21 protein-coding genes are annotated in these 26318 nt (G+C 59.0%); 11 read left to right on the top strand and 10 right to left on the bottom strand.

What is annotated here, in order from left to right; all coding sequences use genetic code 11:
* Nucleotides 1-135: 135 nt before the first annotated feature.
* The 5 genes from CQ007_RS17315 to CQ007_RS17295 all read left to right on the top strand — a co-directional run bounded on the left by CQ007_RS17315 (nt 136) and on the right by CQ007_RS17295 (nt 8948).
* The gene (locus tag CQ007_RS17315) at nt 136-1953 is read left to right on the top strand and encodes an NAD(P)/FAD-dependent oxidoreductase (RefSeq protein ID WP_105647091.1); all 1818 of its coding nucleotides are present in this window, start codon (nt 136-138) and stop codon (nt 1951-1953) included.
* The gene (locus tag CQ007_RS17310; RefSeq protein WP_105647110.1) at nt 1953-2759 is read left to right on the top strand and encodes an SDR family oxidoreductase; all 807 of its coding nucleotides are present in this window, start codon (nt 1953-1955) and stop codon (nt 2757-2759) included. The genes CQ007_RS17315 and CQ007_RS17310 overlap by 1 nt, the downstream gene beginning before the upstream one ends.
* 253 nt (nt 2760-3012) lie before the next feature.
* Nucleotides 3013-4815 (top strand): DUF1302 domain-containing protein, encoded by a 1803-nt coding sequence (locus CQ007_RS17305; protein WP_105647090.1) that lies wholly within the window; start codon nt 3013-3015, stop codon nt 4813-4815.
* Between the two features lie 24 nt (nt 4816-4839).
* Nucleotides 4840-6213, top strand: a complete 1374-nt coding sequence (locus CQ007_RS17300; RefSeq protein ID WP_105647089.1) for a DUF1329 domain-containing protein — start codon at nt 4840-4842, stop codon at nt 6211-6213.
* A 383-nt stretch (nt 6214-6596) separates the two neighbouring features.
* On the top strand, nt 6597-8948 hold the full coding sequence (locus CQ007_RS17295) for a LuxR C-terminal-related transcriptional regulator (RefSeq protein ID WP_105647088.1): 2352 nt from the start codon (nt 6597-6599) through the stop codon (nt 8946-8948).
* Between the two features lie 33 nt (nt 8949-8981).
* Here CQ007_RS17295 and CQ007_RS17290 read toward each other — a convergent pair whose 3' ends face one another.
* Nucleotides 8982-10589 carry a methyl-accepting chemotaxis protein gene (locus tag CQ007_RS17290; protein WP_105647087.1) on the bottom strand — a complete coding sequence of 536 codons (1608 nt, stop codon included), beginning with the start codon at nt 10587-10589 and terminating at the stop codon, nt 8982-8984.
* A 160-nt stretch (nt 10590-10749) separates the two neighbouring features.
* Entirely contained in the window at nt 10750-12453 is a 1704-nt protein-coding gene (locus CQ007_RS17285; protein ID WP_105647086.1) for a thiamine pyrophosphate-binding protein, read from the bottom strand.
* Nucleotides 12454-12657: 204 nt separating this feature from the next.
* Here CQ007_RS17285 and CQ007_RS17280 point away from each other — a divergent pair, with 204 nt between their 5' ends.
* Nucleotides 12658-13251 carry a TetR/AcrR family transcriptional regulator gene (locus CQ007_RS17280; RefSeq protein ID WP_105647085.1) on the top strand — a complete coding sequence of 198 codons (594 nt, stop codon included), beginning with the start codon at nt 12658-12660 and terminating at the stop codon, nt 13249-13251.
* Nucleotides 13252-13284: 33 nt separating this feature from the next.
* On the opposite strand, the gene CQ007_RS17275 is transcribed toward CQ007_RS17280, so the two are convergent.
* The gene (locus tag CQ007_RS17275) at nt 13285-14109 is read right to left on the bottom strand and encodes an SDR family oxidoreductase (RefSeq protein ID WP_105647084.1); all 825 of its coding nucleotides are present in this window, start codon (nt 14107-14109) and stop codon (nt 13285-13287) included.
* A gap of 315 nt (nt 14110-14424) precedes the next feature.
* Here CQ007_RS17275 and CQ007_RS17270 point away from each other — a divergent pair, with 315 nt between their 5' ends.
* Nucleotides 14425-15771 carry an MFS transporter gene (locus CQ007_RS17270; RefSeq protein WP_105647083.1) on the top strand — a complete coding sequence of 449 codons (1347 nt, stop codon included), beginning with the start codon at nt 14425-14427 and terminating at the stop codon, nt 15769-15771.
* A gap of 105 nt (nt 15772-15876) precedes the next feature.
* Here CQ007_RS17270 and CQ007_RS17265 read toward each other — a convergent pair whose 3' ends face one another.
* Both CQ007_RS17265 and CQ007_RS19435 read right to left on the bottom strand, forming a co-directional pair.
* Nucleotides 15877-16554, bottom strand: coding sequence for a response regulator (locus CQ007_RS17265; protein WP_105647082.1), 678 nt, complete (start codon nt 16552-16554; stop codon nt 15877-15879).
* Nucleotides 16554-16694 carry an ATP-binding protein gene (locus CQ007_RS19435; RefSeq protein ID WP_218278912.1) on the bottom strand — a complete coding sequence of 47 codons (141 nt, stop codon included), beginning with the start codon at nt 16692-16694 and terminating at the stop codon, nt 16554-16556. The genes CQ007_RS17265 and CQ007_RS19435 overlap by 1 nt, the downstream gene beginning before the upstream one ends.
* On the opposite strand from CQ007_RS19435, the gene CQ007_RS17255 reads away from it, so the two are divergent.
* The gene (locus tag CQ007_RS17255; protein ID WP_256582328.1) at nt 16632-16889 is read left to right on the top strand and encodes a hypothetical protein; all 258 of its coding nucleotides are present in this window, start codon (nt 16632-16634) and stop codon (nt 16887-16889) included. The two genes, CQ007_RS19435 and CQ007_RS17255, sit on opposite strands and share 63 nt — an antisense overlap.
* A 330-nt stretch (nt 16890-17219) precedes the next feature.
* Here the strand turns inward: CQ007_RS17255 and dapD are convergent, their stop codons facing one another.
* The 5 genes from dapD to map are packed head-to-tail and all read right to left on the bottom strand — an operon-like array spanning nt 17220 to nt 23342.
* A complete protein-coding gene (gene dapD / locus CQ007_RS17250) occupies nt 17220-18254 on the bottom strand; it encodes a 2,3,4,5-tetrahydropyridine-2,6-dicarboxylate N-succinyltransferase (RefSeq protein ID WP_105647081.1) in 1035 nt (344 codons plus the stop codon).
* 23 nt (nt 18255-18277) lie between these two features.
* The gene (locus CQ007_RS17245; RefSeq protein ID WP_105647080.1) at nt 18278-18619 is read right to left on the bottom strand and encodes an ArsC family reductase; all 342 of its coding nucleotides are present in this window, start codon (nt 18617-18619) and stop codon (nt 18278-18280) included.
* Between the two features lie 2 nt (nt 18620-18621).
* Nucleotides 18622-19818, bottom strand: coding sequence for a succinyldiaminopimelate transaminase (gene dapC / locus CQ007_RS17240; protein WP_105647079.1), 1197 nt, complete (start codon nt 19816-19818; stop codon nt 18622-18624).
* A gap of 7 nt (nt 19819-19825) precedes the next feature.
* Nucleotides 19826-22525, bottom strand: a complete 2700-nt coding sequence (locus CQ007_RS17235) for a [protein-PII] uridylyltransferase (protein WP_105647078.1) — start codon at nt 22523-22525, stop codon at nt 19826-19828.
* A gap of 28 nt (nt 22526-22553) precedes the next feature.
* Nucleotides 22554-23342 (bottom strand): type I methionyl aminopeptidase, encoded by a 789-nt coding sequence (map, locus tag CQ007_RS17230; RefSeq protein WP_105647077.1) that lies wholly within the window; start codon nt 23340-23342, stop codon nt 22554-22556.
* A 298-nt stretch (nt 23343-23640) separates the two neighbouring features.
* Here map and rpsB point away from each other — a divergent pair, with 298 nt between their 5' ends.
* The 3 genes from rpsB to pyrH all read left to right on the top strand — a co-directional run bounded on the left by rpsB (nt 23641) and on the right by pyrH (nt 26315).
* On the top strand, nt 23641-24381 hold the full coding sequence (gene rpsB / locus CQ007_RS17225) for a 30S ribosomal protein S2 (protein ID WP_105647076.1): 741 nt from the start codon (nt 23641-23643) through the stop codon (nt 24379-24381).
* A gap of 150 nt (nt 24382-24531) precedes the next feature.
* Nucleotides 24532-25401, top strand: a complete 870-nt coding sequence (tsf, locus tag CQ007_RS17220; protein WP_105647075.1) for a translation elongation factor Ts — start codon at nt 24532-24534, stop codon at nt 25399-25401.
* A gap of 179 nt (nt 25402-25580) precedes the next feature.
* Nucleotides 25581-26315 carry a UMP kinase gene (gene pyrH / locus CQ007_RS17215; protein WP_105647074.1) on the top strand — a complete coding sequence of 245 codons (735 nt, stop codon included), beginning with the start codon at nt 25581-25583 and terminating at the stop codon, nt 26313-26315.
* Nucleotides 26316-26318 lie beyond the last annotated feature (3 nt).

The following is a 26318-nucleotide window of genomic DNA, read 5'->3' as shown; positions in this document are numbered from 1 at the left end:
CCCCCCCGGTTGGTTTTGCACTTGGCGCAGGATACCAGTTGGAATAAATTCTAGCTTGCACTAGAAAAAAGTCTGTGTCATTTTGCGCCACAAGATTCAAACACTGACCTCCGGACATTCCCCAAGGAAAATGACATGAACGACGGCATGGCCAACACTGCGCAGGCAATCAACATCGAGGCGCTGAGAGAGCGTTATCGCATCGAGCGAGACAGGCGCACGCCTGACAAGGCGGCGCGTGCCTATCTGGACATGTCCGCCGACTTCTCCGACATGCTTGACGATCCCTATACCGACGTGACGCCGCGCGCCCCGGTTGAGGATGAGGTTGACGTGTTGGTCGTCGGCGGCGGTTTCGGTGGTTTGATGACCGCCGCGCGCCTGCGCGAAGCCGGGGTTAAACGGATTCGCCTGATCGAAGCCGGTGGCGACGTGGGTGGCACCTGGTACTGGAACCGCTATCCCGGCGCAGCCTGTGACGTGGAGTCCTATGTGTATTTCCCGCTGCTGGAAGAGACCGGCTACATGCCCAGGGAGCGCTATTCCAAGGCGGCGGAAATCCTCGAGCATTCGCGGCGTATCGCGCGCCACTTCGATCTATACGACCTCGCGCTCTTCTCTACCCAGGTGACGTCGGTGATCTGGGATGACTCGGCAGCGCTTTGGCGGGTCGAGACCAACCGCGGTGATCGGATGTCCGCTCGCTTCGTGGTACTGACCACCGGCCCGCTCAACAAGCCAAAGCTGCCGGCGATTTCCGGTATCGAAAGCTTCGCCGGGCACAGTTTTCACACCAGCCGCTGGGACTACGACTACACCGGGGGCAGCGCCACCGAGCCGATGACAAAACTGGCCGACAAGCGGGTAGCCATCATCGGCACCGGCGCTACCGCGATCCAGTGTGTGCCGCCGCTTGGCCGCGACGCCAGGCAGCTCTACGTATTTCAGCGCACGCCTTCCTCGGTGGATGCGCGCAACAATTCGCTGACGGACCCCGAATGGGCCGCCGCTCTGACGCCCGGCTGGCAACAAAGGCGTATCGAGAGCTTTACCGCGCAGTTCACCGACCGGCTCGATATCGCCAACGAGGTCGGCGATGGCTGGACGGCCCTCGCCGATGCGGTACGCCAGAAGTTTGCCCAGGGTCGTCCGGTTGCCGAAGCCCCGGCATTGCTGGAAGAAGCGGACTTCGAAAAGATGGCCGAGATTCGCCAACGGATCGACGGCATCGTTCAGGACAAGGACACCGCAGAAGCACTGAAACCGTGGTTCAGCCTATTCTGCAAGCGTCCGTGTTTCCATGACGATTACCTGCCAACCTTCAACCGCGAGAATGTCACGCTGGTCGATACCCAGGGCCTGGGTATCGAGCGGATTACCGAAAAGGGGCTGGTGGTTGACGGCAAGGAATACGAAGTCGACTGCATCATCTACGCCACCGGTTTCGATGTATCTTCCGATTTCGCCAAACGTGCGGGCTTCGACCTGCGCGGAGCCGACGGTATTACCCTGCGCAGCAAGTGGCGCGGCGGTATGTCGACCTTGCATGGCATGCATGTACGCGGTTTTCCCAACCTGTTCTTCATCAGTCAGGCGCAATCCGGCATGTCGGTCAATTTCCCGCACATGCTCTCTGTCCAGTCCGAGCATATCGCGCATATCGTTGCCCGCTGCATGAGCGACGACATACGCAGGATCGAGGCGTCGGAACAGGCCGAGCAGGTGTGGACCGACAAGATCGTCGAACTGAGCGGCGAACGGATCAACTTCCTCGAAGCCTGCACCCCTGGCTATTACAACAACGAGGGCGGCCGGCTGGATTTCGCCGCCCGAAGCATGCCCTATGGCGGCGGCCCGCTGGCGTTCACGCAGATCCTCGAGGACTGGCGCGAGCAGGGTGAGTTCGATGGCCTGGAGCTGGACGGCAAACTCACCAGGAAAGGGGATGCATGATGAGCCAGAGCAACGGACGTAAATCCATTTTCATTACCGGAGCCGGCTCGGGCATGGGGCGGGCGACCGCGATCAGGTTCGCCCGCGAGGGCTGGTTTGTCGGCGCCTTCGATATTTCCCAGGCTGGGCTGACGGCGCTGGAAGGGGAAATCGGCAGCGGGAACGGCCTGTTCCAGACGCTCGACGTGGCGGACGCCGCGGCCTTTGCCGCGGCAATGAACAGCTTTGGCGAGGCGACTGGCGGCCAACTTGATCTGATGTTCTCCAACGCCGGGATCAGCGGTGCAAGGGGCTTGTTCGATGAGATGTCATGGGACGACATCATGCAGGTGGTCAACATCAACTTCCTCGGTGTGATGATCGGCATCCGCGCGGCGACCCCGCTGCTGAAACAGACGCCCGGCTCGTTGTGTCTGGTCAACGCCTCCTCTTCCGCCATCTGGGGTACGGCTGGTATCGCCATCTATTCGGCGACCAAGCATGCGGTGCGCGGGCTGGTTGAGGCGCTGTCCATCGAGCTCAAGCGCTATGGCGTGCGCGCCGCCGATTTGCTGCCCGGCCTGATCGACACCCCGATACTCTCCGACAGCATGCGGGAGATGGCGCCCAAGGCCGGCATGTGGCGGCTGGTGCCGCCGTCCGAGATCGCCGATACGGTATTTGCCGCCTATTCGAGCGACCGGCTGCATTGGTATGTGCCGGAGGAATTGCGCGATTTTCATCGTCAGGTCGTTGACGACCCGGAAGGGGTGCGTGAGGAGCGTATCTTGCTTGCGGCGCAAATGACTGCCCTGAACGGAAAATAGTACACGCCAAACTCACCCGGAATACGGTGAAAGTCGTCGAGCTTTAGTTTGAGTTGGTACCTTATTTTTTAATTCTTGATTAAAGCTATTAAATAAGAAGTTTTTTATTGGTAATGGTGCCTGGATACTCCTGTTTAGAGCCTTGCTAATCCTTAAGTATGAATAGGTTGAGAATCATACTTAAGGTGGCCGAAATGGTTTGGAGGTCATGGTACTGTCGTGTCGGTATTACCAACACTCAATGGAGAGCCGTATGAAAAAAACAACATGGCCCGGGGTATTCAAATTGAATACCCTTGCTCTAGGGATCGCTCTTGGCAGTGCTGCACCTGCGTATGCGGTGAATTTCGATATCGGGGAAATTGAAGGGCAATTCGACTCTTCGTTGTCGGTCGGTGCCAGTTGGTCCACTGCCAGCCCAGACAGAAAGCTTATTGGTATGGCCAACGGTGGGACGGGCTTTACCCAAACCAACGATGATGGGCGTCAGAATTTCAAGAAAGGTGAAACCTTTTCGAAAATCTTCAAGGGAATCCATGACCTGGAACTGAGATACGGTGATACCGGCGTATTTTTGCGTGGCAAGTACTGGTATGACTTCGAACTCAAGGATGAGGGGCGTATCTGGAAGGATATTGATGACAGCAATCGCAAAGTCAGCTCTAAATCTTCCGGTGCCGAACTGCTTGATGCGTTTGTTTATCACAACTATAGCCTGGGAGATATGCCAGGTAGTGTGCGTTTGGGCAAGCAGGTGGTCAGTTGGGGCGAAAGTACCTTTATCGGCAACAGTATCAATTCGATAAACCCTGTGGACGTATCAGCCTTTCGCCGCCCGGGGGCTGAAGTTAAGGAAGGTCTGATCCCGGTCAACATGTTTTATGTGTCGCAAGCGCTCACAGACCAACTCGCGGCTGAAGCTTTTTACCAGTTGGAGTGGGATCAGACCATTCTTGATAACTGCGGCACTTTTTTCTCCTCGACCGACGTGGTGGCTAATGGTTGTAACAACAACTATCACATCCTGGATCCGGACACTATCAGCCAGGTCCAGGCGGCTTCAAACGCTGGCTTGCTTCCGGGCGTGGAAGTTGACGGGGAGGGACTGGTAGTACAGCGAGGTGCTAATCGGACTGCCAAGGATTCCGGGCAATGGGGCCTGGCTCTGCGCTGGATGGGGGCAGACACCGAGTACGGCGCCTATGTCATGAATTACCATAGTCGTACGCCAATCGTCAGCATGCAAAATGCCAATCGTGCCGGGATCATGGATGCTTTGACGGCCATCAATATTATAGGCGATGACGCAGCGCTGCCGATGCTGCTGGGCCGGGGGAGTTACTTTCTGGAGTACCCGGAAGACATTCGCCTGTATGGTTTGAGCTTCTCCACTACGTTGCCCACCGGCACCTCGTGGGCAGGTGAGATCAGCTACCGGCCGAATATGCCATTGCAAACCAACACTTCGGATCTTACCCCGAACCTTGCCACTACGGTGGTCGATGGCTTTATCTCTGGTGGTGTGGACGGAGCGCTGGCCCAGGCAGGTGTAGACACACATGGCTACCAGCGCAAGGAAGTGACCCAGCTGCAAACCACCTTTATCCACTTCGTGGAGCAGGTCTTCGGTGCCAGCCGCTTGTCGCTTCTGGGAGAGCTGGGATACACCCGAGTGGGGGGGATGACCAATGAAGTCGGCAATCGCTTTGGGCGTGACGCCGTCTTTGGTACGCCAGAAAACCCGCTGGCCCAGCAACGCTATGGTTCGCATGGTTTTTTCACCTCATCATCGTGGGGTTACCGCGCACGCGGTGGGCTCGATTACGACAACGTTTTTGCCGGAATCAACCTCAGACCAAGTGTGGCCTGGTCCCATGATGTCGATGGTTACGGGCCTGTGTTCACTGAAGGCAACAAGGCGATCAGCATCGGAGTAGAAGCCGAGTACCTGAACACCTATACCGCCAGTCTCAGCTACACCAACTTCTTCGGTGGTGACTACAACGTCCAGAGCGACCGTGACTTTGTCGCCCTGAGCTTCGGCCTGAATTTTTAATTCCCTGGTATGAGAATCAGTCAAATGAAAAAAACAAGTACACTGATCATGGCATTCGGCCTCGGCCTGTCGCTATTACCTTACTCAGTGCTGGGGGCCGTGCCTGCGGCAGAAGTAGCCAAACTGGGCGTCACCTTGACGCCGCTGGGCGGAGAAATGGCAGGCAACGCTGAGGGGAGCATTCCAGCATGGACGGGTGGCTTGCCGGTGGATGCCGCTCCTGTGACGAGCAATGGTTTCCCGGGAGACCCTTTTGCCGATGAGCAGCCTCTTTTCATCATCACCGCACAGAATATGGAGCAGCACGAGGACAAGCTTTCTCCTGGCATGATTGCCATGTTCAAACGCTATCCGGACACCTTTAAAATGCCGGTGTACCCTAGCCACCGCACAGCTAGCGTACCCAAAGACATTGAGGAAAAAGCCAAGATCAGTGCGGCCAACACCACCTTGATCGAGAGCGGCAACGGTTTGAACAACTTTACCGAGAGCCGCTATTACGCTTTCCCGATCCCGCAGAATGGCCTGGAGGTTATTTGGAACCACTTGACGCGTTACCGCGGTGGCAATCTCAGGCGCATGTATGTGCAGGCTGCCCCCCAGGCCAACGGCGCATACAGCTTGGTCAGCTTTGTGGATGACGTAGCGTTTCCGGACTTCATGCCCGATCTGTCTGCGGAAAACGCTGCCAACCTGTTGCTGATGTTCAAGCAGCGTGTCACGGCGCCGTCGCGTCTGGCGGGTAATGTGCTGCTCGTGCACGACTCGCTCGACCAGATCAAGAGCCCGCGTATGGCCTGGGTCTACAATGCTGGCCAGCGCCGTGTCCGCCGTGCGCCGCAGGTAGCTTATGACGGCCCAGGAACCGCTGCCGATGGTATGCGCACTTCCGATAACTTCGATATGTACAACGGTGCTCCGGATCGCTATGACTGGAAACTGGTAGGGAAGCGTGAGATGTACATTCCGTACAACAACTTTCGTCTACTGGACCCTTCGCTGAAATATGCTGACCTGCTCAAGGTGGGCCATACCAATCAGGATCTGGCGCGTTATGAAATGCATCGTGTCTGGGAGGTGGAAGCCACGCTGAAAGCCGGTGAGCGTAACATCTACGCCAAGCGCACCTTTTACGTTGACGAAGACACTTGGACCATCGTGCTATCTGATTTGTACGACGGCCGCGGTCAACTCTGGCGTGTAGGGGAGGCGAAGGCAATGCCCTACTACCAGCGGCAGATTCCGGCGTTTGCATTCGAGGCGCAGTATGACTTGCAGGCTGGCCGTTATATTGCAACTGGCCTGAGTAACGAGGAGAAGGAGTTCGTGCAGTTTGATATCAAGGCGACGGCTGCCGACTTCACCCCCGCAGCTTTGCGTAGCACTGGCATTCGCTGAGGTTGTTGCATCCGTACCTCGGGGGCGGCTCAGGTAGCCGCCTGTCGATTTCTGAATGGCTTCTGGATGGAGGCGCGTGAGCGTCTCCATCTGCTGTTTGAAAAGTGAGGCTGACTGATCCCATGCACGATAATATTCGTGTGTTACCCGGAGGCCATTCGCGGTCGACAGGGGCCTTATTGCCGAGCTTACCTGCTGCGCATGTCCCTCGACCGCGTTTATCTCGTAGTCTATTGACCAGTAATCATAGACTTTCCTTGATCTGTGCTCCTGCTGGTTACGGCAAAAGCGTATTGCTTGCCGAATGCATGCGACAAACGGACCCGAATATTCGCGTTATTTGGTTGGATCTGTTGGGCCATGGGTTAACCCCTGGAGAATTGTTGAGCCGCCTTGCGATTGCGCTGGAACTACCCCATAGCGATGGCGAGGCAAGTGGTGAACTTGTTCAACTGGTCGGGCGACTGGTGCGCCCAACCTGGATTGTCCTGGACGATTATCCACGCGCTGCGAGCGCCGAGCTTGACGCTTGTCTTGAACAGTTGCTGGAGCGCTCCCCACATATTCTGCGCTGGTGGGTCGGTACACGCCGCCGACCGGACTGGCGTCTGCCGCGGCTACTGCTGCAGGGCAGTGTGCGTGAGCTTAACGCCCAGGATCTTGCATTCAATGAGCAGGAGTTGCAGGAACTGCTGATATTGCGTAAGCAGGATCTGACAAGTTCTCAGATTAACCAATTGCTTCAGCACAACGATGGTTGGCCAGCGGGTATTTGTCTGCAGTTGATGGGAAGTGAAACGTGCGATCTGGAGCCGCACCAGCACGTCGGTACACAACTGATAGAGGAATATATTGAGAGAGAGGTACTGGCTGATCTTTCACCGCTACAGCGCCAGTCCTTGTACTTGCTGGCCCAGATTCCACGTTTTACCGATGACTTGTGTCGGCATTTGCTTGTCAACGATGGAGGCGAGCAGATACTCGTCCAGTTGGTACAGCGGCAACTGATCATTTCCACGCGGGGACTGGATGGGCGCTGGTATCGCTTGGCGCGGCCGCTAGCCAGTAGCCTGCGGTTGCCAGCGGTTGAGCCGCTGGTCATCCGTGCGCATACCCTGGCCTGCCAATGGTATGCCCAACATGGCATGGTGCGGGAGGCGGTGGAGCATGCACTGCTGGCGGGCCAGCCGGAAACAGCAGCGATATACCTGCAGCGTTACGGCGAGGATCAGTTGCTGATCGGCCAAAGTGTTGCTCAATTGCTGTGTTGGCGAGAAGAGCTGCCGATTGATCTGTTCTTTTGCACGCCACGCCTGATCTTTCTGCAAGCTTGGGCGCTGATTATCTGTACGCGCCTGGATGAGGTGGAGCCATGTATCGCCGAACTGTCCAGGTTTCTGCCGCAGCGCAATGCCTACCATCAACAGCGACTATTAGCCCATTATCAGGTGGTGATGGGGGTGCTGCATCGTCAGCGCGGGCTGCGCACGGCCAAGAAACATTGCCAGGAAGCCTTGCCGATGCTGGATGATACGGGCTGGCCGCAGAAGATTCTGTGTCACCAGACGCTGGCTCAGCAGGCAGCTGCCGAACTCGACCTGAGCCTGGCGCAAAATCACTGCCAGGAAGCCTTGCGTCTGGCGCAGCAACACCAGAACCTGGTGTTCGAGGCCCTTCTGAGCATTGATCATCTGCAATTGTTGATGATGTATGGTGAGTGTGAGACGGCTAAAAGCCGCGTCACCCACACTTTGCAGCGCGTCCGTGATGCCGATGTGCGCGGCCCGGTTTACGCCCGTCTGTTGATACTGAGCGGTTGCTTTCTGACCAGTTCAGGGGACTATACCGATGCACGTGCGCTTCTGGAGGAGGGGATACGGGAAGCCGAAAGCTGCGAGGATGCATACCTGTTATTTGGTTACCTGGGCTTGGCTCAGTTGGCTACCGAAGATGGTCGCCTGGAGCAGGCTGATAAACTGCTGCAGGATGCCGAACAGCAGATGCAGTGTTATCAAGTACCCGACGTCTATTACAGTGGGGTACTGGGCTTCGCTCGTGGTGAACTGCATCTGCATGCTGGTCGTGCGGAGCAGGCTCTGACTTGCTTTTCCACAGTGCGTCAGCGGCTGGAGACCGGCATGCTGATGGCCCCTTCAGGGTTCTATGATTTGCTGCTCAAGACCCGCCTCAGCCAGGCGACTGCCGAGCTGGCGCTGGACAATCTGAAGCCGGCCATCGCCAGCTTGCAAGAGTTATTACAAGAGTGCCTGCAGAGCGGCCACTTACTGCTCGCCACCCAGATCCGTATTCGCCTGGCCGAAGCCCTTGAGCTGACCGGCGAGAATGACCTGGCGGATGAGCAACTGCTTGGCGCGTTGTTCGAGGCTCAACGTCAACAGCAGATCAGGCCTGTGGAGCTGCTACAACGCCATGAGGAACAATGGCTGGATCAGTTATTGCTGGCACATGAGGATTTGTTGCCCCTTCGTCAACGCTTGTTGCGATTCGATGAGCGGGCCAGTAATAGCCTCTCGACCATGCACGTCCTGAGCAAGCGAGAGCTGATGGTGCTCGAGTTGATTGCCAAGGGGTATTCCAATCAACAGGTGGCGGATGCGCTTTTTATCTCGCTGCATACGGTGAAGTCCCATGCCCGGCGAATCAACGCCAGGCTGGGTGTGGAGCGGCGAACTCAGGCTGTTGCTCTGGCCAAGGAACTAGGATTGATTGACTAGTTGTCTGGTGCGAACGTCGGGGTGATGGGGCAGCTAGGCGAAGCGATACCGGCGAAGGTGCACCGCGAGCCCCTCGGCCAGCTCCTTCAGACTCCCGCTCGTATGCAGCGCCTGCTCGGTTTCCTCCAGTGTTGCCCTGGAGGCGTCATGGATATGGACGATATTGCTGTCCATGTCTTCTGCCACACGGCTCTGCTCCTCGGCGGAGGTCGCAATGCCGGCGTTGAGCTCGGAAATCTGGGTTATGCCGGCCATGATTGAGCGCAGCGCCTCAGCCGTTGCTTCGGAGCTGATCGCAGTGGCTTCGCTCTGCTTGACTGCCGCCGAGGCCACGTCAACAGCCGAACTGGCGCTCTGCTGTAGTCGTTCGATAACCTCAATGATCTTGCGCGTCGACTCCTGTGTGCGCGAAGCAAGGGTGCGCACTTCATCTGCCACCACTGCGAAGCCACGGCCCCGCTCGCCGGCACGTGCAGCCTCAATGGCTGCGTTGAGCGCAAGTAGATTGGTCTGCTCGGCCACGCCACTGATGACATCAATGACCGCGCCGATTTCCTTGCTGCCTATACTGACCTCATGGATTTTCTGCGAGACTTGCCCAACGCGTTCGCTCAGCTGACGCATTGCATGGCTACTCGCCTCGACTTGTCGTTGTCCCTCCCTGGCGCGTACATCTGCTTCGCTGGCAACGCCGGCGGCATTATCCGTGCTGCGCGCTACCTCTCTGACTGTGGCGGTCATCTCATTCATCGCCGTAGCTACAGCATCCATCTCTATTTGCTGTTCCCGTGCGCGACCCGCTGTGCGCTCGCAGCCGCCGGCAAGCTCGGTGCCTGACTGGCGCAGTTCATCGACTGACCGATGAAGATGGTGAAAGACTTCACGCAATCCGAGCGTAACACCGTTGAAGTCGCGTGCGAGTTGAGCTAACTCGTCCCTACCAGCCGACGGAATGGCCACCGTAAGGTCTCCCTCACCAATGCGTGCAAAGGCCCTTTGCAGCTCGCGCACGCGTCCCAGGATGGAGCGGATAACCCACCAGCCCATGCCAATCGTCAACACTACCGCCAAAGCGAGCAGAGTAGCGGACATGCTCAAGGCTTGTCGCTGCCGCTTGGCCACGTTGCCGGTTCCGACCTGGGTGGCAGCGGCCAGATAGGCATCTACGCTCTGCATGATCTCGTCAGCATTGGCGAGGATCACAAAGCCCTCACCCTCAAGCAGCTGTCGAGCCACCTGGTTGTCATTCACACCCAGCACATGCTCGATGCGTGATGCGAGCGCCACGTAGGTGCGCCATGCTTCCTGTAGCTCGAATACAAGTTCCTGGGAGTGTTGGTCCCCTGCGATACTGGTCAAATACTTCAGTTTGGTATCTACCTCCGTTCGCAGTGCCTCCACATCCGACTGAGCGTCAACGTCACGACCCTCCGTGGCGACCCAGCGACCGAGCGCGGTGTGATAAGCGTAGATGCCCCGATGCACGTCCTTGACCAGAATCGTACCGGGCAGCAGGGATTGGCCGAAACTTTCGGTTTGGAGACGCATCATGTTCATGAAGAAAATCGACATTCCGGAGGAGATCAGCAGGAGAACCAGAAGCGCGGCGAAGGCGCCTATGAGCTTGGTGCGTAGTTTCATGGTAGGTCTCAGTGTTTTTATTATGTGACGATCAGCGTTCCCGCTCCTGACAGCGCGTCCAGCGATCACTGCTTCGTCCAGCTCCTCGCAGGGCGTGAACCAGGCCTGTTGTCAGACCTGGCGGTGAGTGCAGTGAGTCTGGCTTCAAGGCAAAGCGGTATCAATAACCGCGTTCGCCATACCAGGACATGAATTCTTCGATGCCTGGCATATCGGTAGTATTTGCCAGCCCATCCATTACCACCTGCACTACCGCAGGCTTGTTGCTGGCTAGCGCGCGTTGCACGGCCGGAGCGATATCTTCGGCCTTGTCGACATACTCGCCGTGCGCGCCAAAGCCCTGAGCGATCAGGTCAAGGCGTAGTTGCTTACCCCAGTGCGCCTCGGTTTCGGGTGAATCCATACCGAACGAATTGCGGTAAACGGCCACTTCAAGACCCCAGGCAAAATCACAGCCGACCACGCAGACGATCGGCAAGTTCTTGCGTACCGCCGTCTCCAGCTCGGAAATATGGAACAGGAATGCGGAGTCCCCCGACAGCAGCATTACCCGGCGACTGTCGCCGACCATCAGTTGCGCCCCGATTGCGACCGGTAGACCCATGCCGAGGTGGCCAAAGTTCTGGCTCCATAGCACGTCGCTGGAGCGGGTCTGCGTATAGGCTCCAGCGAACATGGCGAAGCAGCCACCGTCGCGAACCATCAGCATATCCTTGGGCAGACCTCTGGTTGCCTCGACTACCAGACGTGCCGGATGCACTGGTTGCGACGTGACTGGTACGTGGGCCAGCATACCTTTACGCATTTTGTTCGCTGCGCCTTCCAGCTCAATCAGTCGCGCGCTCACCTCTCGCTTGAAAGGGCGTACCGCGGCATTCAGCTGCGGCACCACATCACGCAAGTCACCAACCAAAGGCACATCAATCGGTCGATTGACGCCAATTGCCAGCGCATCACGCTCGATATAGATCCATTTGCGTTCCGTATTGCCCTCGGCCCAATGACGGCCGACGCCATAATGCACTTGCTCACCAATTTCAGTACCAATTGCGATCACTACATCGGCTTCCGCTACCGCGCAGATGCCGGCCGGGGAAGGGTACGGAAAAGTACGGTTTTCCACACCTGGCAGCACGCCGCTGCCCCCCGGGGTCTGAATCACGGGGCATGCCAGCGTTTGTGCCAGTTCAGCGACTAGCGTATGGGCGCGCGAAACGTGCACACCCTGGCCGACCAGGAGTATCGGCGCCTGGGCGTTGCCAAGCAGCTCGACTGCCTCGGCAATGCGCTGCGCATCGGCAGCCTGACGCACCAGACGATACTGCTCCGGTTTCAGCAGTGGGCCGAGGTCTATCTGCTTGTCGAGCACATTCATCGGGTATTCGATATAGACTGGGCCCGGCGTACCGGACAGCGCTCGGCGGAAGGCTTCACGGAATATCTCATCCACCTGCTCGGCGTACTCAATGATGCCGACATATTTCATCGACTCATCAAAATGGCGCGGTTGGCGGGTGTACTGGAACTGCCCACGCTTGACGCGCTGGTCGAATACCCGTTCGCGTTGTCCGGCAATGAATATGGTGGGTACATTTTCCTTGGCTGCGCAGATAGCGGCCGCTGCCAGATTGGCCACCCCAGGACCTTGATTACCAACCACCACACCGGGAATCCCGGTAGTTCGCCAATGGGCATCAGCCATGAAGGCGCCGGCCTGTTCGTGGTGGGGAGCCACCACCGTCCAGCCACGCTGTTCAGCGGCGGCAAACAGACCAATGAAACTTGGATCGGGAATGCCGAACAAGGTCATGATTCCCTCAGCTTCCATCAGCTCCAACATGCGGTCATGCACCAAGTAACTCATACCTGCCTCCTGTACCAGCGCTGTATGCCCTGGCTGTGCAGCGTGCCACCGAGCTTTTGCACACATGCTCTGGCATGCGTCTGTTTAATTGGCTCAAGCGTCGCTATGATGTGAGAAGAAAACAATCCACTTATAAGGTGTTTGCCTTACACCAAATCTAAGGTCGGCACCTTACAGTTGTCAATTGATTTACAAGGCGAGCATATGAAGCTGCGCAATACACGCGATAAAATCCTGGTGACCTGTCGCAAACTGCTTAATGCCAAGGGTGTGTCCATGGTCACGACTGCCAGCATTGCCGAGGCGGTCGGCATCAACGAGGGCAATCTGTACTATTACTTCAAGAGGAAAGCCGATATCGTCAATGCGCTGTTCGAGCAATTCACCGCAGAACAGTTGACGTTGCTGGAAGGCGAGCAGGATATGCGTCTATGGTTCCAACTGATGTGGGACTGGCGGTTCTTCTACCGGGACAGCATGGCGCTGTTCACCCTGGAACCATTGTTACGGCAGCGATTGCGGGAAATGTCCAACCTGGTTCAGGAGCGTGCACTGGCTCGGTTGCTTGAGTTGGTCGAAGAAGGCCAATTGAAAGCCAGTGAAGAAGAGCTCAAGGTGCTGCTGGAAAACAGCTGGATCATTTCGACCTACTGGATCGAATACCTGCATTCGCGACATGGCATCACCCGCGTCACACGCAAGCACCTGGAATGGGGCTATCAGCAGATGCTCTCGTTGTACCGGCCTTATTTGTCAGCGCATGCCCCCAGTTTTTTCAAGGAGCTGAACGAAGGCTAAGGGGCTATCACAGCAATACAGGCCCGGCTCCTGTCACTTGGACTTAACGCCTTCAACGTGATTCATGCGGGCGCGCATTATCCGCTGCATGAGCCTTGGAGATAAGCGCATGAGAAACCATCCCAGGCCAACTTCCCTGCGCGGTGTCACACAGAAAAGTTTGCCCTTGATCACGGCAGATAGCACATCGGCGGCTACCTGCTCAGGAGATGTTCCCTTCCTGGTGTAATGTTCAATGGCTTGGGCTTGCCGCTCCCGGGCAGTAATGCCACTCATCCTGGTGTTCTTGATAATCGCCGTGTTGATTGTTCCGGGGCAGAGAATGGTCAGTCCCACATTGCTGCCGTGTAGTTCGCCGGCCAGCGACTGTGACAAGCCAACCACCGCATGTTTGGATGCGCAGTAGGGTGCTGTGCGTGGCATTGGGATGATGCCCGCACCGGAAGCAGTATTGATGATGTGAGCGGCATCGCCCTGCTGCAGCATGCGCGGCAGGAACGCATGCAGACCATGTACGACACCCATTACGTTGATATCCATTACCCACTTCCAGTCGGCCAGCTCTGTATCGACGACAGCGCCGGCATGGCCTACGCCTGCGTTATTGAACAGCAGGTCGACGCGGCCCTCGCGGGTGAACACCTCATCGGCAAAGCTCCTGACTGCTGCGGCATCGGCCACATCGAGCTGATGGGCGCAGGCGTTGCCAAGCTCGCCTGCAACAGTCATTGCAGCAGCCAGGTCGATATCGGTGCAGTAGACCTTGCAACCATGGGTGTTGAGTGCATGCGCGATGGCCCGGCCAATGCCTGAACCGGCGCCAGTTACCACGGCAATCTTATTGTTGTAGTAGGACATTTTTGACAAGGAAGTACTCCTGAAGATGGAATGGACAACACGCCATACGCACGACTGGACCTTTTCTCACAGACTCCGGTCGCTCACAGCAATGCTTCCTTTATCCGTTGACAGGCGGCTCTGGTATTGGAACGAAAGCCGGTTGCACGAGGCTGGATGGCGAACATAAAATAAGGTATTAACCTTAAACTGTCTATGCTAACCTGCTTGCACAGTCTGGCTCGGCTCATTGTGGTGCTTCGTTTTCTTACGCGCCTGCGGCGGCCTGTTACAGACATTGGTGCCCTGATAACAACAACGGAGTTTCCTTCAAACATGCCGCACCCCCCTGCGCAGGCCAGCAACGCCTGGCGAGTTCTATTTCTGCTATTTCTAGCCAATCTGTTCAATTTCTTTGATCGGACCATTCCCGCCATCATCATCGAACCGATGCGAATGGAATGGAGCTTGAGCGATTTGCAAGTGGGTCTTGCCGGTACCGTGTTCACCATCGTTTATGCGCTGGCGAGTCTGCCCCTTGGGCGCATGGCCGATACTGGCTCACGTAGCCGGGTCATGGGCTGGGGGTTGGTTGTGTGGAGTGGGCTCACCGGACTGACCGGAATGGCCTGGAATTTCTGGAGCTTTCTGGTGGTTCGCATGGGTGTGGGGATGGGCGAGGCCAGTTATGCTCCAGCCGCCAGCTCACTGCTGGGTGACTTGTTCCCGGCCCATAAACGTGCGCGAGCCATGGGCATCTTTATGCTTGGTTTGCCGATCGGCCTGCTGCTGGCCTATTTTACCGTGGGTGCCATGGTCAAGGCATTCGACAGCTGGCGCGCGCCGTTCTTTATCGCGGCGGTGCCCGGCCTGTTGTTGGCATTGTTCATTTTCAAGATCAAGGAACCGGTGCGTGGTGCGGCGGAGAGCACGCAGATAGCTAGCGGTACTGTTGATCAACCACTGCGCAAGATTCTAACTATTCGCACTTTCTGGTGGCTGCTGCTGGCGGGGCTCGCATTCAATTTTGCTTCATATGCCTGCACGACTTTCATGGTGCCGATGTTGCAACGCTATTTCCTGCTACCCCTGGAACAGGCCGCGGTAGCGACGGGAGTGATAGTTGGTGTCACTGGCCTGCTTGGTCTGACGTTGGGAGGGTGGCTGGCGGACCGTGTACATCAACGATGGGCCGCGGGGCGTTTGTTGCTTGCCGCCCTGAGCATGTTGGTGGCGGCCTTGGCAACCGGTGCGGCTCTCTATGCCGGACGTATCGAGGTGGGAATATTCGTCGCGGTGTTCAGCATCGGCTGGCTGTTCTCCTATAACTACTTTACCTGTGTCTACACCGCGATTCAGGATGTGGTCGAGCCGCGCCTGCGAGCTACGGCGATGGCCCTGTTCATGGCTGGCCTGTATCTGTTGGGTGGCGCCATGGGACCGATAGGTGTTGGCCTGCTTTCGGATTATTTCGCCCATGCCGCCATGCTGGAAGCGGGGGCCAGTGAGATGAACGAGACATTCAAGGCCGTGGGTCTACACGATGCTATGTACCTGATTCCGATTGCATTCATGCTGACCATGCTGGCGCTGCTGAAGGCCACGCGCTGTTTTGGCGATGATGCTGCGCGTATGTCACAGCAGATATCCAGCGTAGCGCCGACTAGTGAGCAGAGTATCTGACATACAGAGAGCCTCAGTCGCTAGCGCTGACTGACTTGGGCGAAACAGCTGTCGGGGCATGCATGGTTTTAGTCCGAAGCCAGGAGCTCTCTGGGCGGTCTATGCTTAGGCCTCGAAACGGTAACCGATGCCGTAAACTGAATGAATCCAGTCTGCCCTCCCAGCCTTGTCGAGCTTGCGGCGCAGATTCTTGACGTGGCTATCGACGGTGCGGTCGGTAACGATGCGGTGGCTGGTATACAGCTGGTTCATCAACTGCTCGCGTGAAAAGACACGCCCAGGCGACTCGGCCAATGTCCGCAGCAAACGGAACTCGACCAGCGTCAGGTCCAGTGGGATGCTGTTTGCGCTGGCGCGGCAGGCGGCCTCGTCAATGTGCAGCCCCGGCACGGACATTCCGCCCGGTGCCTGGCGATGGCGGCGGAGCACAGCGTGGACGCGTGCGACGACCTCACGTGGGCTGAACGGTTTGCAGATATAGTCATCGGCTCCTATCTCCAGCCCGAGCAGCCGGTCGATCTCCTCGGTGCGTGCGGTCACCATGATCACCGGCACTGTCCCGAGGCGGTGTAGATCGCGGCAGATGTCCAGTCCGTCGCGGTTGGGCAGCATCAGGTCGAGCAGCACAAGATCCGGCGCCTGCGCCTGGAACGCACTCATCGCCAGCGCACCGTCGCCAACCCAGTGGTGCGTATAGCCGGCCGCGTGCAGATACTCGCCGAGCACTGCGGCCAGCCGTGGCTCATCTTCGATGATCAGAATGTGTCCGAGAGCGCTTTGCATCAGCCCACCAGTGCCGGTAGCGTCAACACGATGCGCAAGCCCCCGAGTGCCGATACCTCGGCATTGATATCACCCTCATGCGCTTCGACGATGTTGCGGCAGATCGCGAGCCCCAGGCCGCTGCCGCCCGCGGTGGCCATGGAATTGTCCAACTGGCACTGCCGGTTGTTGCCGATGCCCTGCAGGCCGGGCAGCTAGTTCCGGTGCTGGAGGAATTCTCGTTGGTGGAACGTTGGGTGAAAATCATGGTGCCGACTGCCCGGTTGGAACTGAAGCGGGTAAAACTCCTGTTCGATAGAATGGCGATGCATCTGGCCGCTGGCGGTGCAGAATGAACCCGGTGCCTCAGTGATGTTGTGTACAAGGATACATCACCAAGGATATTGGTGGCGGCGGGCAGATCGACCCGCTAGAGGCCAAGGCGCGCTCGCTGCTGCGCCGTGACTACAATTACCCCCGGGCGCAGAGCAAGCGCAGCTTCGGGGGGGCTGCGTCTATTCCACCGAGCAACTGCGCTATCCGAAGCCGGACTGTTCGGTGTCTCAGCAGAAGGCGTGTCGCAGGCAGGTCGCTCCCGGTGCGAAGGATACTCTGAACGTGACACGGATGATGGAAGGGCTGTTTGCACCGAGCCTGGAAGCCCGGCGAACCGGGCTTTTTCTGCGTCAGTTATGCGCGTGCAGCATATCGTTGAGGGCGATTGCGCTCTTGTTGGTCTTGCACTCGATCGAGCCGGTCTGCGAATTGCGGCGGAATAGCAGGTCGGGTTGATTGGCCAACTGCCGAGCCTTGACGATCTTCACCAGGTTGTCGTCATCATCCAGCAGCGCGACCTTGAGGCCGGCGGTGATGTACAGGCCGGCTTCCACGGTGCAGCGGTCACCCAGCGGGATGCCGATCCCGGCGTTGGCGCCGATCAGGCAGCCTTCGCCGACCGAGATGACGATGTTGCCACCGCCGGAGAGGGTGCCCATGGTCGAGCTGCCGCCACCCAGGTCCGAGCCCTTGCCGACGAACACGCCCGCCGAGATGCGCCCTTCGACCATGCTGGTGCCAGCGGTGCCTGCATTGAAGTTGATGAAGCCTTCATGCATCACCGTGGTGCCTTCACCGATGTAGGCGCCCAGACGCACCCGTGCGGTATCGGCGATGCGCACGCCGGTGGGTACCACGTAGTTGGTCATGATCGGGAACTTGTCGACGCTGTGCACCTGCAGGTCGTGGCCTTGCAGGCGAGCGCTGAGCTGGCGCTGGGGCAGCTCGCGCAGGTCGATGGCGCCCTCGTTGGTCCAGGCGACGTTGGGCAGCAGCGGGAACAGGCCGGCCAGCACCACTTCGTGGGGCTTGACCAGGCGGTGCGACAGCAAGTGCAGCTTCAGATAGGCGCCGGGGGTGGTGGTAGGGGCGTCATCGGTTTCCAGGATGGTCGCCACCAGCGGGCGGCTGCTGTCCTTGAGTTGGGTGGCCAATGCGCCGAGCTCGGCAAAGCCTGCATCGGTGAGGGCTTTGCCCAGTACGGCGCACTGACTGGCGGACAGGCTGATGGCCTGGTTGCCGCCGTTGTAGCCGATCTGGCTGGCGACCACTGCGACCAGCTCGCGCTCGGGGTTGAGAATGGGTTGGGGATAATAGACTTCCAGCCAGTCACCGGCAGTATTCTGCGTGCCGATACCCAGGGCCAGACTGAAATGCTCACTCATCGGGTGTTCCTTCGTGCATGGTGTCAGAGGGCAGCTGCATACAGGTCGGGTTTGAAGCCGACCAGGCGCTGTGAGCCGATATCCAGTACCGGTCTTTTTATCATTGACGGGTTGGCCTGCATCAGGGCGATGGCCTTGTTCTGGTCGATATCCTGTTTGTCCGCTTCGTCGAGTTTGCGGAAGGTGGTGCCCTGGCGGTTGAGGATCTTCTCCCAGCCATGTTCCTGACACCAGTTGCGCAGACTGTCGGCGTCGATACCTTCCTTCTTGTAGTCATGGAAGTGGTATTCGATGCCCGCCTCGTCCAGCCAGGTGCGGGCTTTCTTCATGGTGTCGCAGGCTTTGATGCCATACAGGGTGATCATCTTCACAGACTCCTGATAAAGGTGCGGATGCGCTGGGCGGCTTCGATGCAATCGGCCAGCGGCGCGACCAGCGCCATGCGTACCCGGCCGGCGCCGGGATTGTGGCCATCGATGTCGCGTGACAGGTAACGGCCCGGCACCACGGCGACGTTCTGTTCGGCCAGCAGGCGCCGGGTGAAGCTTTCGTCATCCAGCGGCGTGGCCGGCCACAGGTAGAAACCGGCATCGGGGCGCTGGATATCCATGACCTCGCCGAGAATACCCAGTACCGCATCGAACTTGCTCTGGTACATCTCACGGTTGGCGGCGACGTGCTGCTCGTCCTGCCAGGCGGCGATGCTGGCCAACTGGGTCGGGATCGGCATGGCGCAGCCGTGGTAGGTACGGTAGGTCAGATAGGGACCCAGCAGGCGGGCGTCGCCGGCGACGAAGCCGGAACGCAGGCCGGGCAGGTTGGAGCGCTTGGACAGGCTGTGGAACACCACGCAGCGTGCGAAGTCATCCCGGCCCATGGCAGCGCAGGCCTGCAGCAGCCCAGGTGGTGCGCTCTGGCCCGGACGGTAGATCTCGCTGTAGCACTCGTCCGAGGCGATGACGAAGTCATGGCGGTCGGCCAGGGCGATGAGCTTCTGCAGGGTCTCCAGCGGGATCACGGCGCCGGTGGGGTTGCCGGGGGAGCAGAGGAACAACAGCTGGCAGCGTTGCCAGATATCCTCGGGCACCCGGTCGAAATCGGGGATGAAGCCGTTGTCCGCATCACAGGCCAGGTAGTGCGGTTGCGCTCCGGCCAGCAGTGCGGCGCCTTCGTAGATCTGATAGAAGGGGTTGGGGCTGACCACCAGACCCTGCGGGTCGCGTTCGACCACGGCCTGGGTGAAGGAGAACAGGGCTTCGCGGGTACCGGTGACCGGCAGTACATGCCGGTCGGCATCGAGTATGCCGGCAGGCAGCTGGAAACGCTGGTTCAGCCAGTCGGCGATGCTCTGCCGCAGGGCCGGCAGGCCGGCGCTGGTGGGATAGACGGCGGCCTGTTCCAGGTTGGCGGCCAGGGTATCCAGCACGAAGGCTGGCGCGGCATGCTTGGGTTCGCCGATGGACAGGGAAATCGGCGTCAACTCGGGGTTGGGCGTGACGTCAGCGAGCAGCGCCCGCAGTTTTTCGAACGGGTAGGGCTGCAGCCGTTGCAGATCGCTGTTCATCCGGTCCTCAGATATCCATGGATTGCGGCATGCCGGTGTCCGGCTGGCCGGTGTTGTAGCTGAGCGTACGGATAATGGTGTTCTGCAGGCGCTGGCACAATTGTGGGTCGGACAACGGCTGGTTGTCCGCATCGGTTAGCACGAAAACATCATCCACGCGTTCGCCCAGCGTGACGATCTTGGCATTTTGCACGCTGATGTCGAAATCCAGAAATATTTTTCCCATTTTCGCCAGCAGACCGGGCCGGTCGGGGGCGCTGAGTTCGAGGATGGTGTGCTGGCCGCCGTGGTCGGTGAAGATGGTGACTTCCGGGGCGAAGGCGAAGTGCTTGAGCTGGCGCGGTACCCGGCGCTGGATGATCGCCGGATAGGCGTCCGGGTCGGACAGCGCGTCGACCAGTTCGCGCTTGATCTCGCGGGTGCGTTCGGGATTGTCACCAATCGAGCCGCCATCGGCATCCAGCACTATGTAGGTGCCCAGATTGATATGGTTGGTGGTGATCACCCGGGCGTCCTGAATGCTCAGGTTGAGCTGGTCCATGGCCGCCACCGTCACCGCGAACAGGTCGTGCTGTTCGGCGGTATAGAGGAATATCTGGGTGGCGCCCTCGAACTCGCGCTGGGCGGTTTCCTTGATCAGCACCAGCGGTCCGCGGTGCAGCGGGTGCTGGACGATGGCCTCGGTGTGCCAGGCGATGTCGCTGGCGGTGTGGCGCAGGAAGTAGTTGTCGCCCAGCTGTGCCCACAGCGCTTCGGTGTCGTCCTCGTCGATACCGCTGCGTACCAGGATGTCCATGGCGGCGCGCTGGGTGTCGGCGATCTGCTCGGCGCGGTCGGGCGGATTGTCCAGGCCGCGGCGCAGGGCGCGCTTGGTTTCGGTGTACAGCTGGCGCAGCAGCGAGGCCCGCCAGGAATTCCACAGGTTCGGGTTGGTGGCGTTGATATCGGCGATGGTCAGCACGTACAGGTAGTCCAGGCGCACCTGGTTGCCCATGTGCGTGGCGAAGTCGTGGATCACCTGTGGATCGGAGATGTCCTTGCGCTGGGCGGTGGTGGACATGATCAGGTGATTTTCCACCAGCCAGCAGACCAGGTGGGTATCCCAGGCCGGCAGCTGGTGGCGCTGACAGAAGCGGCTGGCATCGACCGCACCGAGTTCGGAGTGATCCCCGCCGCGGCCCTTGGCGATGTCGTGATACAGCCCGGCGATGTACAGCAGGTCCGGCTTGGGCAGGCGGCAGAAGATCTTCCAGGCCAGCGGGTACTTTTCCTGATAGTCGGGGCGGCCGAGTTTGCGCAGGTGCTTGATCAGGTTCAGCGTGTGCGCATCCACCGTATAGATGTGGAACAGGTCGTGCTGCATCTGGCCGACGATGCGGCCGAACTCCGGCAGGTAGCGACCGAGAATGCCATAGCGGTTCATCCGCCGCAGGTTGCGATGGATGCCTTCGCGACAGCGCAGCAGTTCGATGAACAGGCTGGTATTGCGGATGTCGCTGCGAAACTCGTCATCGATCAGGTGTCGGTGGTCGCGCAGCAGGCGGATGGTGTCGGCCCGTACGCCGCGGATTTCCGGGTGCTGGGCCATCAGCAGGAAAATCTCCAGCAGAGCGAAGGGGGTGCGTTTGAATACCTGCGGATGGGTCACTTCGATGTAGTGGTTGCGTACCTGAAAGCGTGCATTGAGCGGCTGGATGTCCGCCGCCTCGGCATTGCGCAGCAGGATCTCCTCGAAATGCTGCATCAGCAGGTCGTTGAGTTCCGACAGCGACATGACGATGCGGTAGTACTTCTGCATGAAGCGCTCGACCGCCAGCTTGGCGTCGTTGTCCTCGAAGCCGAACAGTCGCGCCAGGGCCCGCTGGTGATCGAACAGCAGCCGGTCTTCGGCGCGCCCGGCCAGGGTATGCAGGGCAAAGCGCACCTGCCAGAGAAAGGCCCGGCCGCCGGCGAGGATGTTGTATTCGGGCTCGTTGAGAAAGCCCTGATCCACCAGTTCGCGCAGGTTGCTGGTGCCGAAGTGGCGCAGCGCCACCCAGCCGATGGTCTGGATATCGCGCAGGCCGCCAGGAGAGCTCTTGACGTTGGGCTCGAGGTTGTACTCGGTATCGTTGAACTTGGCATGGCGGGCGTGCTGCTCGGCCCGCTTGGCGCGGAAGAACTCGGCGCTGGTCCACATCTGCTGCGGGCCGAGCGCATCGATCATCGCCTGGCGCAGTTGCTGGTCACCGACCAGGATGCGCGATTCCATCAGGTTGGTGATGACGGTAACGTCGCCCCGTGCTTCATGCTGGCATTCGCTGATGCTGCGCACGCTCTGGCCGACCTCCAGGCCGATATCCCAGAGCAAGGTGAGGAAGCGGCTGATGGCCTCGTGGTAATGTTCGCCGCTGCTGCCGTCGCGCAGCAGGATCAGCAGGTCGATGTCCGAATGCGGGTGCAGTTCACCACGGCCGTAGCCGCCGACCGCCAGCAGGGCTATGTCGGCTTCTTCAGGGCAGGCCAGGGTGGTCCAGGCCTGGCGCAGGATCTGGTCGGTGAGCCAGGCGCGATCATGGATCAGCTTGTGAATGTCCCGACCACCCTCGAAGCGCGCCTGCAGAACATCAGCGGCGTGCTGGAGGGCCTTCCTGAAAGCGGGAATCGGGCTGCGCGCTAGTGCCAGATCGGCCTTGAACTGGCTCGGGTCAAACAGTTCGTGATCCACAGTGCTTCCTCGACTCCGGTAACAGACCTCAGCGGAAGGTTTCTTCCTTGCGCAATGTCAGGATCTCGTAGCCATCGGCGGTGACCAGAATGGTGTGTTCCCACTGGGCCGACAGCTTGCGGTCCTTGGTGATGGCGGTCCAGCCGTCCCCCAGCAGGCGGGTTTCCGCGCGCCCCTGGTTGAGCATCGGCTCGATGGTGAAGATCATGCCTTCCTGCAGCTCCAGGCCGGTCCCCGCCCTGCCATAGTGCAGTACCTGGGGTTCCTCGTGGAAGACCTTGCCGATGCCGTGACCGCAGTAATCGCGTACCACGCTGTAGCGGTTGGCATGGGCATGATCCTGGATGATCTGGCCGATATCACCCAGCCGGGCGCCGGGGCGGACCACCGAGATGCCTTTATACAGGCATTCCTGGGTGACGCGCGAGAGCCGGGTGACCCATTCGGGAGTTTCGCCGACATGGAACATCTTGCTGGTGTCGCCGTGATAGCCGTCCTTGATCACGGTGACGTCGATGTTCATCGCGTCGCCGCTCTTCAGCGGCTTGTCATTCGGGATGCCATGGCAGACCACATGGTTGAGCGAGGTGCAGATGGACTTGGGGAAAGGGATGCGGCCATGGCCGCCGCCGTAGTTCAGCGGTGCGGGAATGGCCTTCTGCTCATTGACGATATAGTCATGGCAGCGCTGGTTCAGCTCATCGGTGGTCACGCCCGGCTTGACGTATTCCCCGATCATCTCCAGCACTTCGGCGGCGAGCCGGCCGGCCACGCGCATACCGGCGATGTCTTCGGGGGTCTTGATGGATACGCTCATGTAGGGAAATTCTCTCGTGTTGCCACGCCAGCCGGCGTGCAGAATGGATGGATCTGGCGAGAGTTTATCAGAACTGGCCAGGCGTCTGCTGCATCGGGGCGGGTGCGCCGTCCGGCACACCGGTCTTTATTCAGCCCGGCATTATGTGGTATAAAGCGCCGCGCCTGAACGAACGCGGGATTTTTCCGCCGCAGGCACTACTGAAACCGCACACATATCGACACGTTGCCCTGGGTGCCCTGCGGGGTTGGACAGCGGGATATGTGGAGGCTCAACCCAATCTATCTATGGAGTTATCATGACCCAAGTTTCCATGCGTGACATGCTGAAGGCCGGTGCGCACTTCGGCCACCAGACCCGTTACTGGAACCCGAAAATGGGCAAGTTCATTTTCGGCGCGCGTAACAAGATTCACATCATCAACCTGGAAAAAACCATGCCCATGTTCCACGAAGCCCTGAGCTTTGTGGAGAAGCTGGCCAGCGGCAAGAACAAGCTGCTGTTCGTCGGCACCAAGCGCGCTGCCAGCAAGATCATTGCTGAAGAAGCCACCCGCGCCGGCATGCCCTATGTTGATCACCGTTGGCTCGGCGGCATGCTGACCAACTACAAGACCATTCGTCAGTCGATCAAGCGTCTGCGCGATCTGGAAGTCCAGGCCGAAGACGGCACTTTCACCAAGCTGACCAAGAAAGAAGCGCTGATGCGCACCCGTGATCTGGAAAAACTGGATCGCAGCCTGGGCGGTATCAAGGACATGGGCGGCCTGCCCGATGCCATCTTCGTGATCGACGTCGAGCACGAGCGCATTGCCATCACCGAAGCCAACAAGCTGGGCATTCCGGTTATCGGCATCGTCGATACCAACAGCAGCCCTGAAGGTGTCGACTACGTGATCCCCGGCAACGATGACGCCATCCGCGCCATCAAGCTGTACGCCGGCGCCATGGCTGATGCGGTACTGCGCGGCAAGAACAGCGGCGGCGTCGACGAGTTCGTCGAGGAGACCGCTGCAGCCTCCGAGGCCTCCGAAGGCTGAGTGGGAATCGGCGTGGTCTGAAAGCCGTATTCAAAAAGGGGGCCATGCCCCCTTTTTGCACTATCTTGAATGCAACATCTTGAAAGCAACATGATGAGGCTGTCCTGTGGTTCGGATGGTCCCCAATCAAGCAAGTCAGAGGAATAGTTCATGTCACAGATTACTGCAGCCATGGTCAAGGAACTGCGTGAGCGTACCGGCCAGGGCATGATGGATTGCAAAAAGGCACTGGCCGCAGCCGGTGGCGATATCGAGAAAGCCATCGATGACATGCGTGCCGCCGGTTCGATCAAGGCCGCCAAGAAAGCCGGCAACATTGCTGCCGAAGGTTCTATCGCGGTCAAGGTGGCTGACGACAACAAGTCCGCCATCATCATCGAAGTCAACTCCCAGACCGACTTCCTGGCTCTGCAGGACGACTTCAAGGGCTTCGTCAACGAGAGCCTGGAAAAAGGCTTCGCTGCCGGTTACACCGACGCTGCTCCGCTGATCGCCGATCAGGAATCCGCCCGTGAAGCGCTGGTCGCCAAGTGCGGCGAGAACGTCAACATCCGTCGTCTGGCCCGTGTGGAAAGCGACGTGGTGGGTGCCTACCTGCACGGCCACCGCATTGGTGTACTGGTTGCCCTGAAAGGTGGCGACGCCGATCTGGCCCGTGACATCGCCATGCATGTGGCTGCCAGCAACCCGCAACTGCTCGACCCGTCCCAGGTATCCCCTGAGGTGATCGAGAAGGAAAAGGAAATCTTCCTGGCGCTGAACGCCGACAAGATCGCCGGCAAGCCGGAAAACATCGTCGAGAACATGGTCAAGGGCCGCATCAACAAGTTCCTGGCGGAAGCCAGCCTGGTTGAGCAAGCCTTCGTCAAGGACCCGGAAGTCAAGGTCGGCGAGCTGGCCAAGAAAGCCGGTGCCGAGATCGTTTCCTTCACCCGCTTCGAAGTGGGCGAGGGTATCGAGCGTGCCGAGGTCGACTTCGCTGCCGAAGTGGCTGCCCAGGTGGCTGCGTCCAAGCAGTAATGGCACGGCGTGACCGACGCTTCTGCAGACTCCCGTTGCGGAGTCTGCAACCAGGTTACCCAGGAAGGCTTCACGCGCAGGCGTGAAGCCTTCTTTTTAAGAAATACTGAACAAGTCAGCGCTCCGGTTGTCTGGGAGTGACTCGTTGAGTGTTTCACCCCACAGCAGGAGAGTGATGAATGGCCCAGGTACCTAGCAGCCGTCAGCCCAAGTACAAGCGAATTCTTCTAAAACTCAGCGGTGAGGCCCTGATGGGCACCGAGGACTTCGGTATCGACCCGAAGGTACTGGATCGCATGGCATTGGAGATCGGTCAACTGATCGGCATCGGTGTCCAGGTGGGGCTGGTTATCGGTGGTGGCAACCTGTTCCGCGGTGCCGCGCTCAGCGCTGCCGGCATGGACCGGGTCACTGGCGACCATATGGGTATGCTGGCCACCGTGATGAACGCGCTGGCCATGCGCGACTCGCTGGAGCGTTCCAATATCCAGACCCGCGTGATGTCGGCGATTGCCATGGAAGGGGTCACCGAGCATTATGATCGGCGCAAGGCGATGCGCTATCTGGCGGGTGGCGACGTGGTAATATTTTCTGCTGGCACCGGTAATCCGTTCTTCACCACCGATACCGCAGCCTGCCTGCGCGGCATCGAAGTGGATGCCGACGTGGTGCTCAAGGCGACCAAGGTCGATGGCGTGTATGATCGCGATCCGATGAAGGACCCGAATGCCGAACGTTTTGACCGCCTCAGCTATGATCAGGTACTGGATCTGAAGCTGGGCGTAATGGATCTGACGGCTATCTGTCTGATTCGCGATCACAAGATGCCCCTGCGGGTATTCAACATGAACAAGCCCGGCGCGCTGCTCAATGCAGTGGTAGGAAGCGCCGAGGGCACATTGATCGAGGGCTGAGTA

Origin of the sequence: Pseudomonas sp. MYb185 (genome assembly GCF_002979975.1) — a bacterium.
Classification (GTDB): Bacteria; Pseudomonadota; Gammaproteobacteria; order Pseudomonadales; family Pseudomonadaceae; genus Halopseudomonas.
This window is presented reverse-complemented; position numbering and strand designations above follow the sequence as displayed.

What these genes read in the sequence shown, in the direction of transcription:
- CQ007_RS17315 (WP_105647091.1), top strand. Translation starts at nt 136, where the DNA reads ATGAACGACGGCATGGCCAACACTGCGCAGGCAATCAACATCGAGGCG.
- CQ007_RS17310 (WP_105647110.1), top strand. Translation starts at nt 1,953, where the DNA reads ATGAGCCAGAGCAACGGACGTAAATCCATTTTCATTACCGGAGCCGGC.
- CQ007_RS17305 (WP_105647090.1), top strand. Translation starts at nt 3,013, where the DNA reads ATGAAAAAAACAACATGGCCCGGGGTATTCAAATTGAATACCCTTGCT.
- CQ007_RS17300 (WP_105647089.1), top strand. Translation starts at nt 4,840, where the DNA reads ATGAAAAAAACAAGTACACTGATCATGGCATTCGGCCTCGGCCTGTCG.
- CQ007_RS17290 (WP_105647087.1), bottom strand. Translation starts at nt 10,589, where the DNA reads ATGAAACTACGCACCAAGCTCATAGGCGCCTTCGCCGCGCTTCTGGTT.
- CQ007_RS17285 (WP_105647086.1), bottom strand. Translation starts at nt 12,453, where the DNA reads ATGAGTTACTTGGTGCATGACCGCATGTTGGAGCTGATGGAAGCTGAG.
- CQ007_RS17280 (WP_105647085.1), top strand. Translation starts at nt 12,658, where the DNA reads ATGAAGCTGCGCAATACACGCGATAAAATCCTGGTGACCTGTCGCAAA.
- CQ007_RS17275 (WP_105647084.1), bottom strand. Translation starts at nt 14,109, where the DNA reads ATGTCCTACTACAACAATAAGATTGCCGTGGTAACTGGCGCCGGTTCA.
- CQ007_RS17270 (WP_105647083.1), top strand. Translation starts at nt 14,425, where the DNA reads ATGCCGCACCCCCCTGCGCAGGCCAGCAACGCCTGGCGAGTTCTATTT.
- CQ007_RS17265 (WP_105647082.1), bottom strand. Translation starts at nt 16,554, where the DNA reads ATGCAAAGCGCTCTCGGACACATTCTGATCATCGAAGATGAGCCACGG.
- CQ007_RS17255 (WP_256582328.1), top strand. Translation starts at nt 16,632, where the DNA reads ATGCGCTTCGACGATGTTGCGGCAGATCGCGAGCCCCAGGCCGCTGCC.
- CQ007_RS19435 (WP_218278912.1), bottom strand. Translation starts at nt 16,694, where the DNA reads ATGGCCACCGCGGGCGGCAGCGGCCTGGGGCTCGCGATCTGCCGCAAC.
- dapD (WP_105647081.1), bottom strand. Translation starts at nt 18,254, where the DNA reads ATGAGTGAGCATTTCAGTCTGGCCCTGGGTATCGGCACGCAGAATACT.
- CQ007_RS17245 (WP_105647080.1), bottom strand. Translation starts at nt 18,619, where the DNA reads ATGATCACCCTGTATGGCATCAAAGCCTGCGACACCATGAAGAAAGCC.
- dapC (WP_105647079.1), bottom strand. Translation starts at nt 19,818, where the DNA reads ATGAACAGCGATCTGCAACGGCTGCAGCCCTACCCGTTCGAAAAACTG.
- map (WP_105647077.1), bottom strand. Translation starts at nt 23,342, where the DNA reads ATGAGCGTATCCATCAAGACCCCCGAAGACATCGCCGGTATGCGCGTG.
- rpsB (WP_105647076.1), top strand. Translation starts at nt 23,641, where the DNA reads ATGACCCAAGTTTCCATGCGTGACATGCTGAAGGCCGGTGCGCACTTC.
- tsf (WP_105647075.1), top strand. Translation starts at nt 24,532, where the DNA reads ATGTCACAGATTACTGCAGCCATGGTCAAGGAACTGCGTGAGCGTACC.
- pyrH (WP_105647074.1), top strand. Translation starts at nt 25,581, where the DNA reads ATGGCCCAGGTACCTAGCAGCCGTCAGCCCAAGTACAAGCGAATTCTT.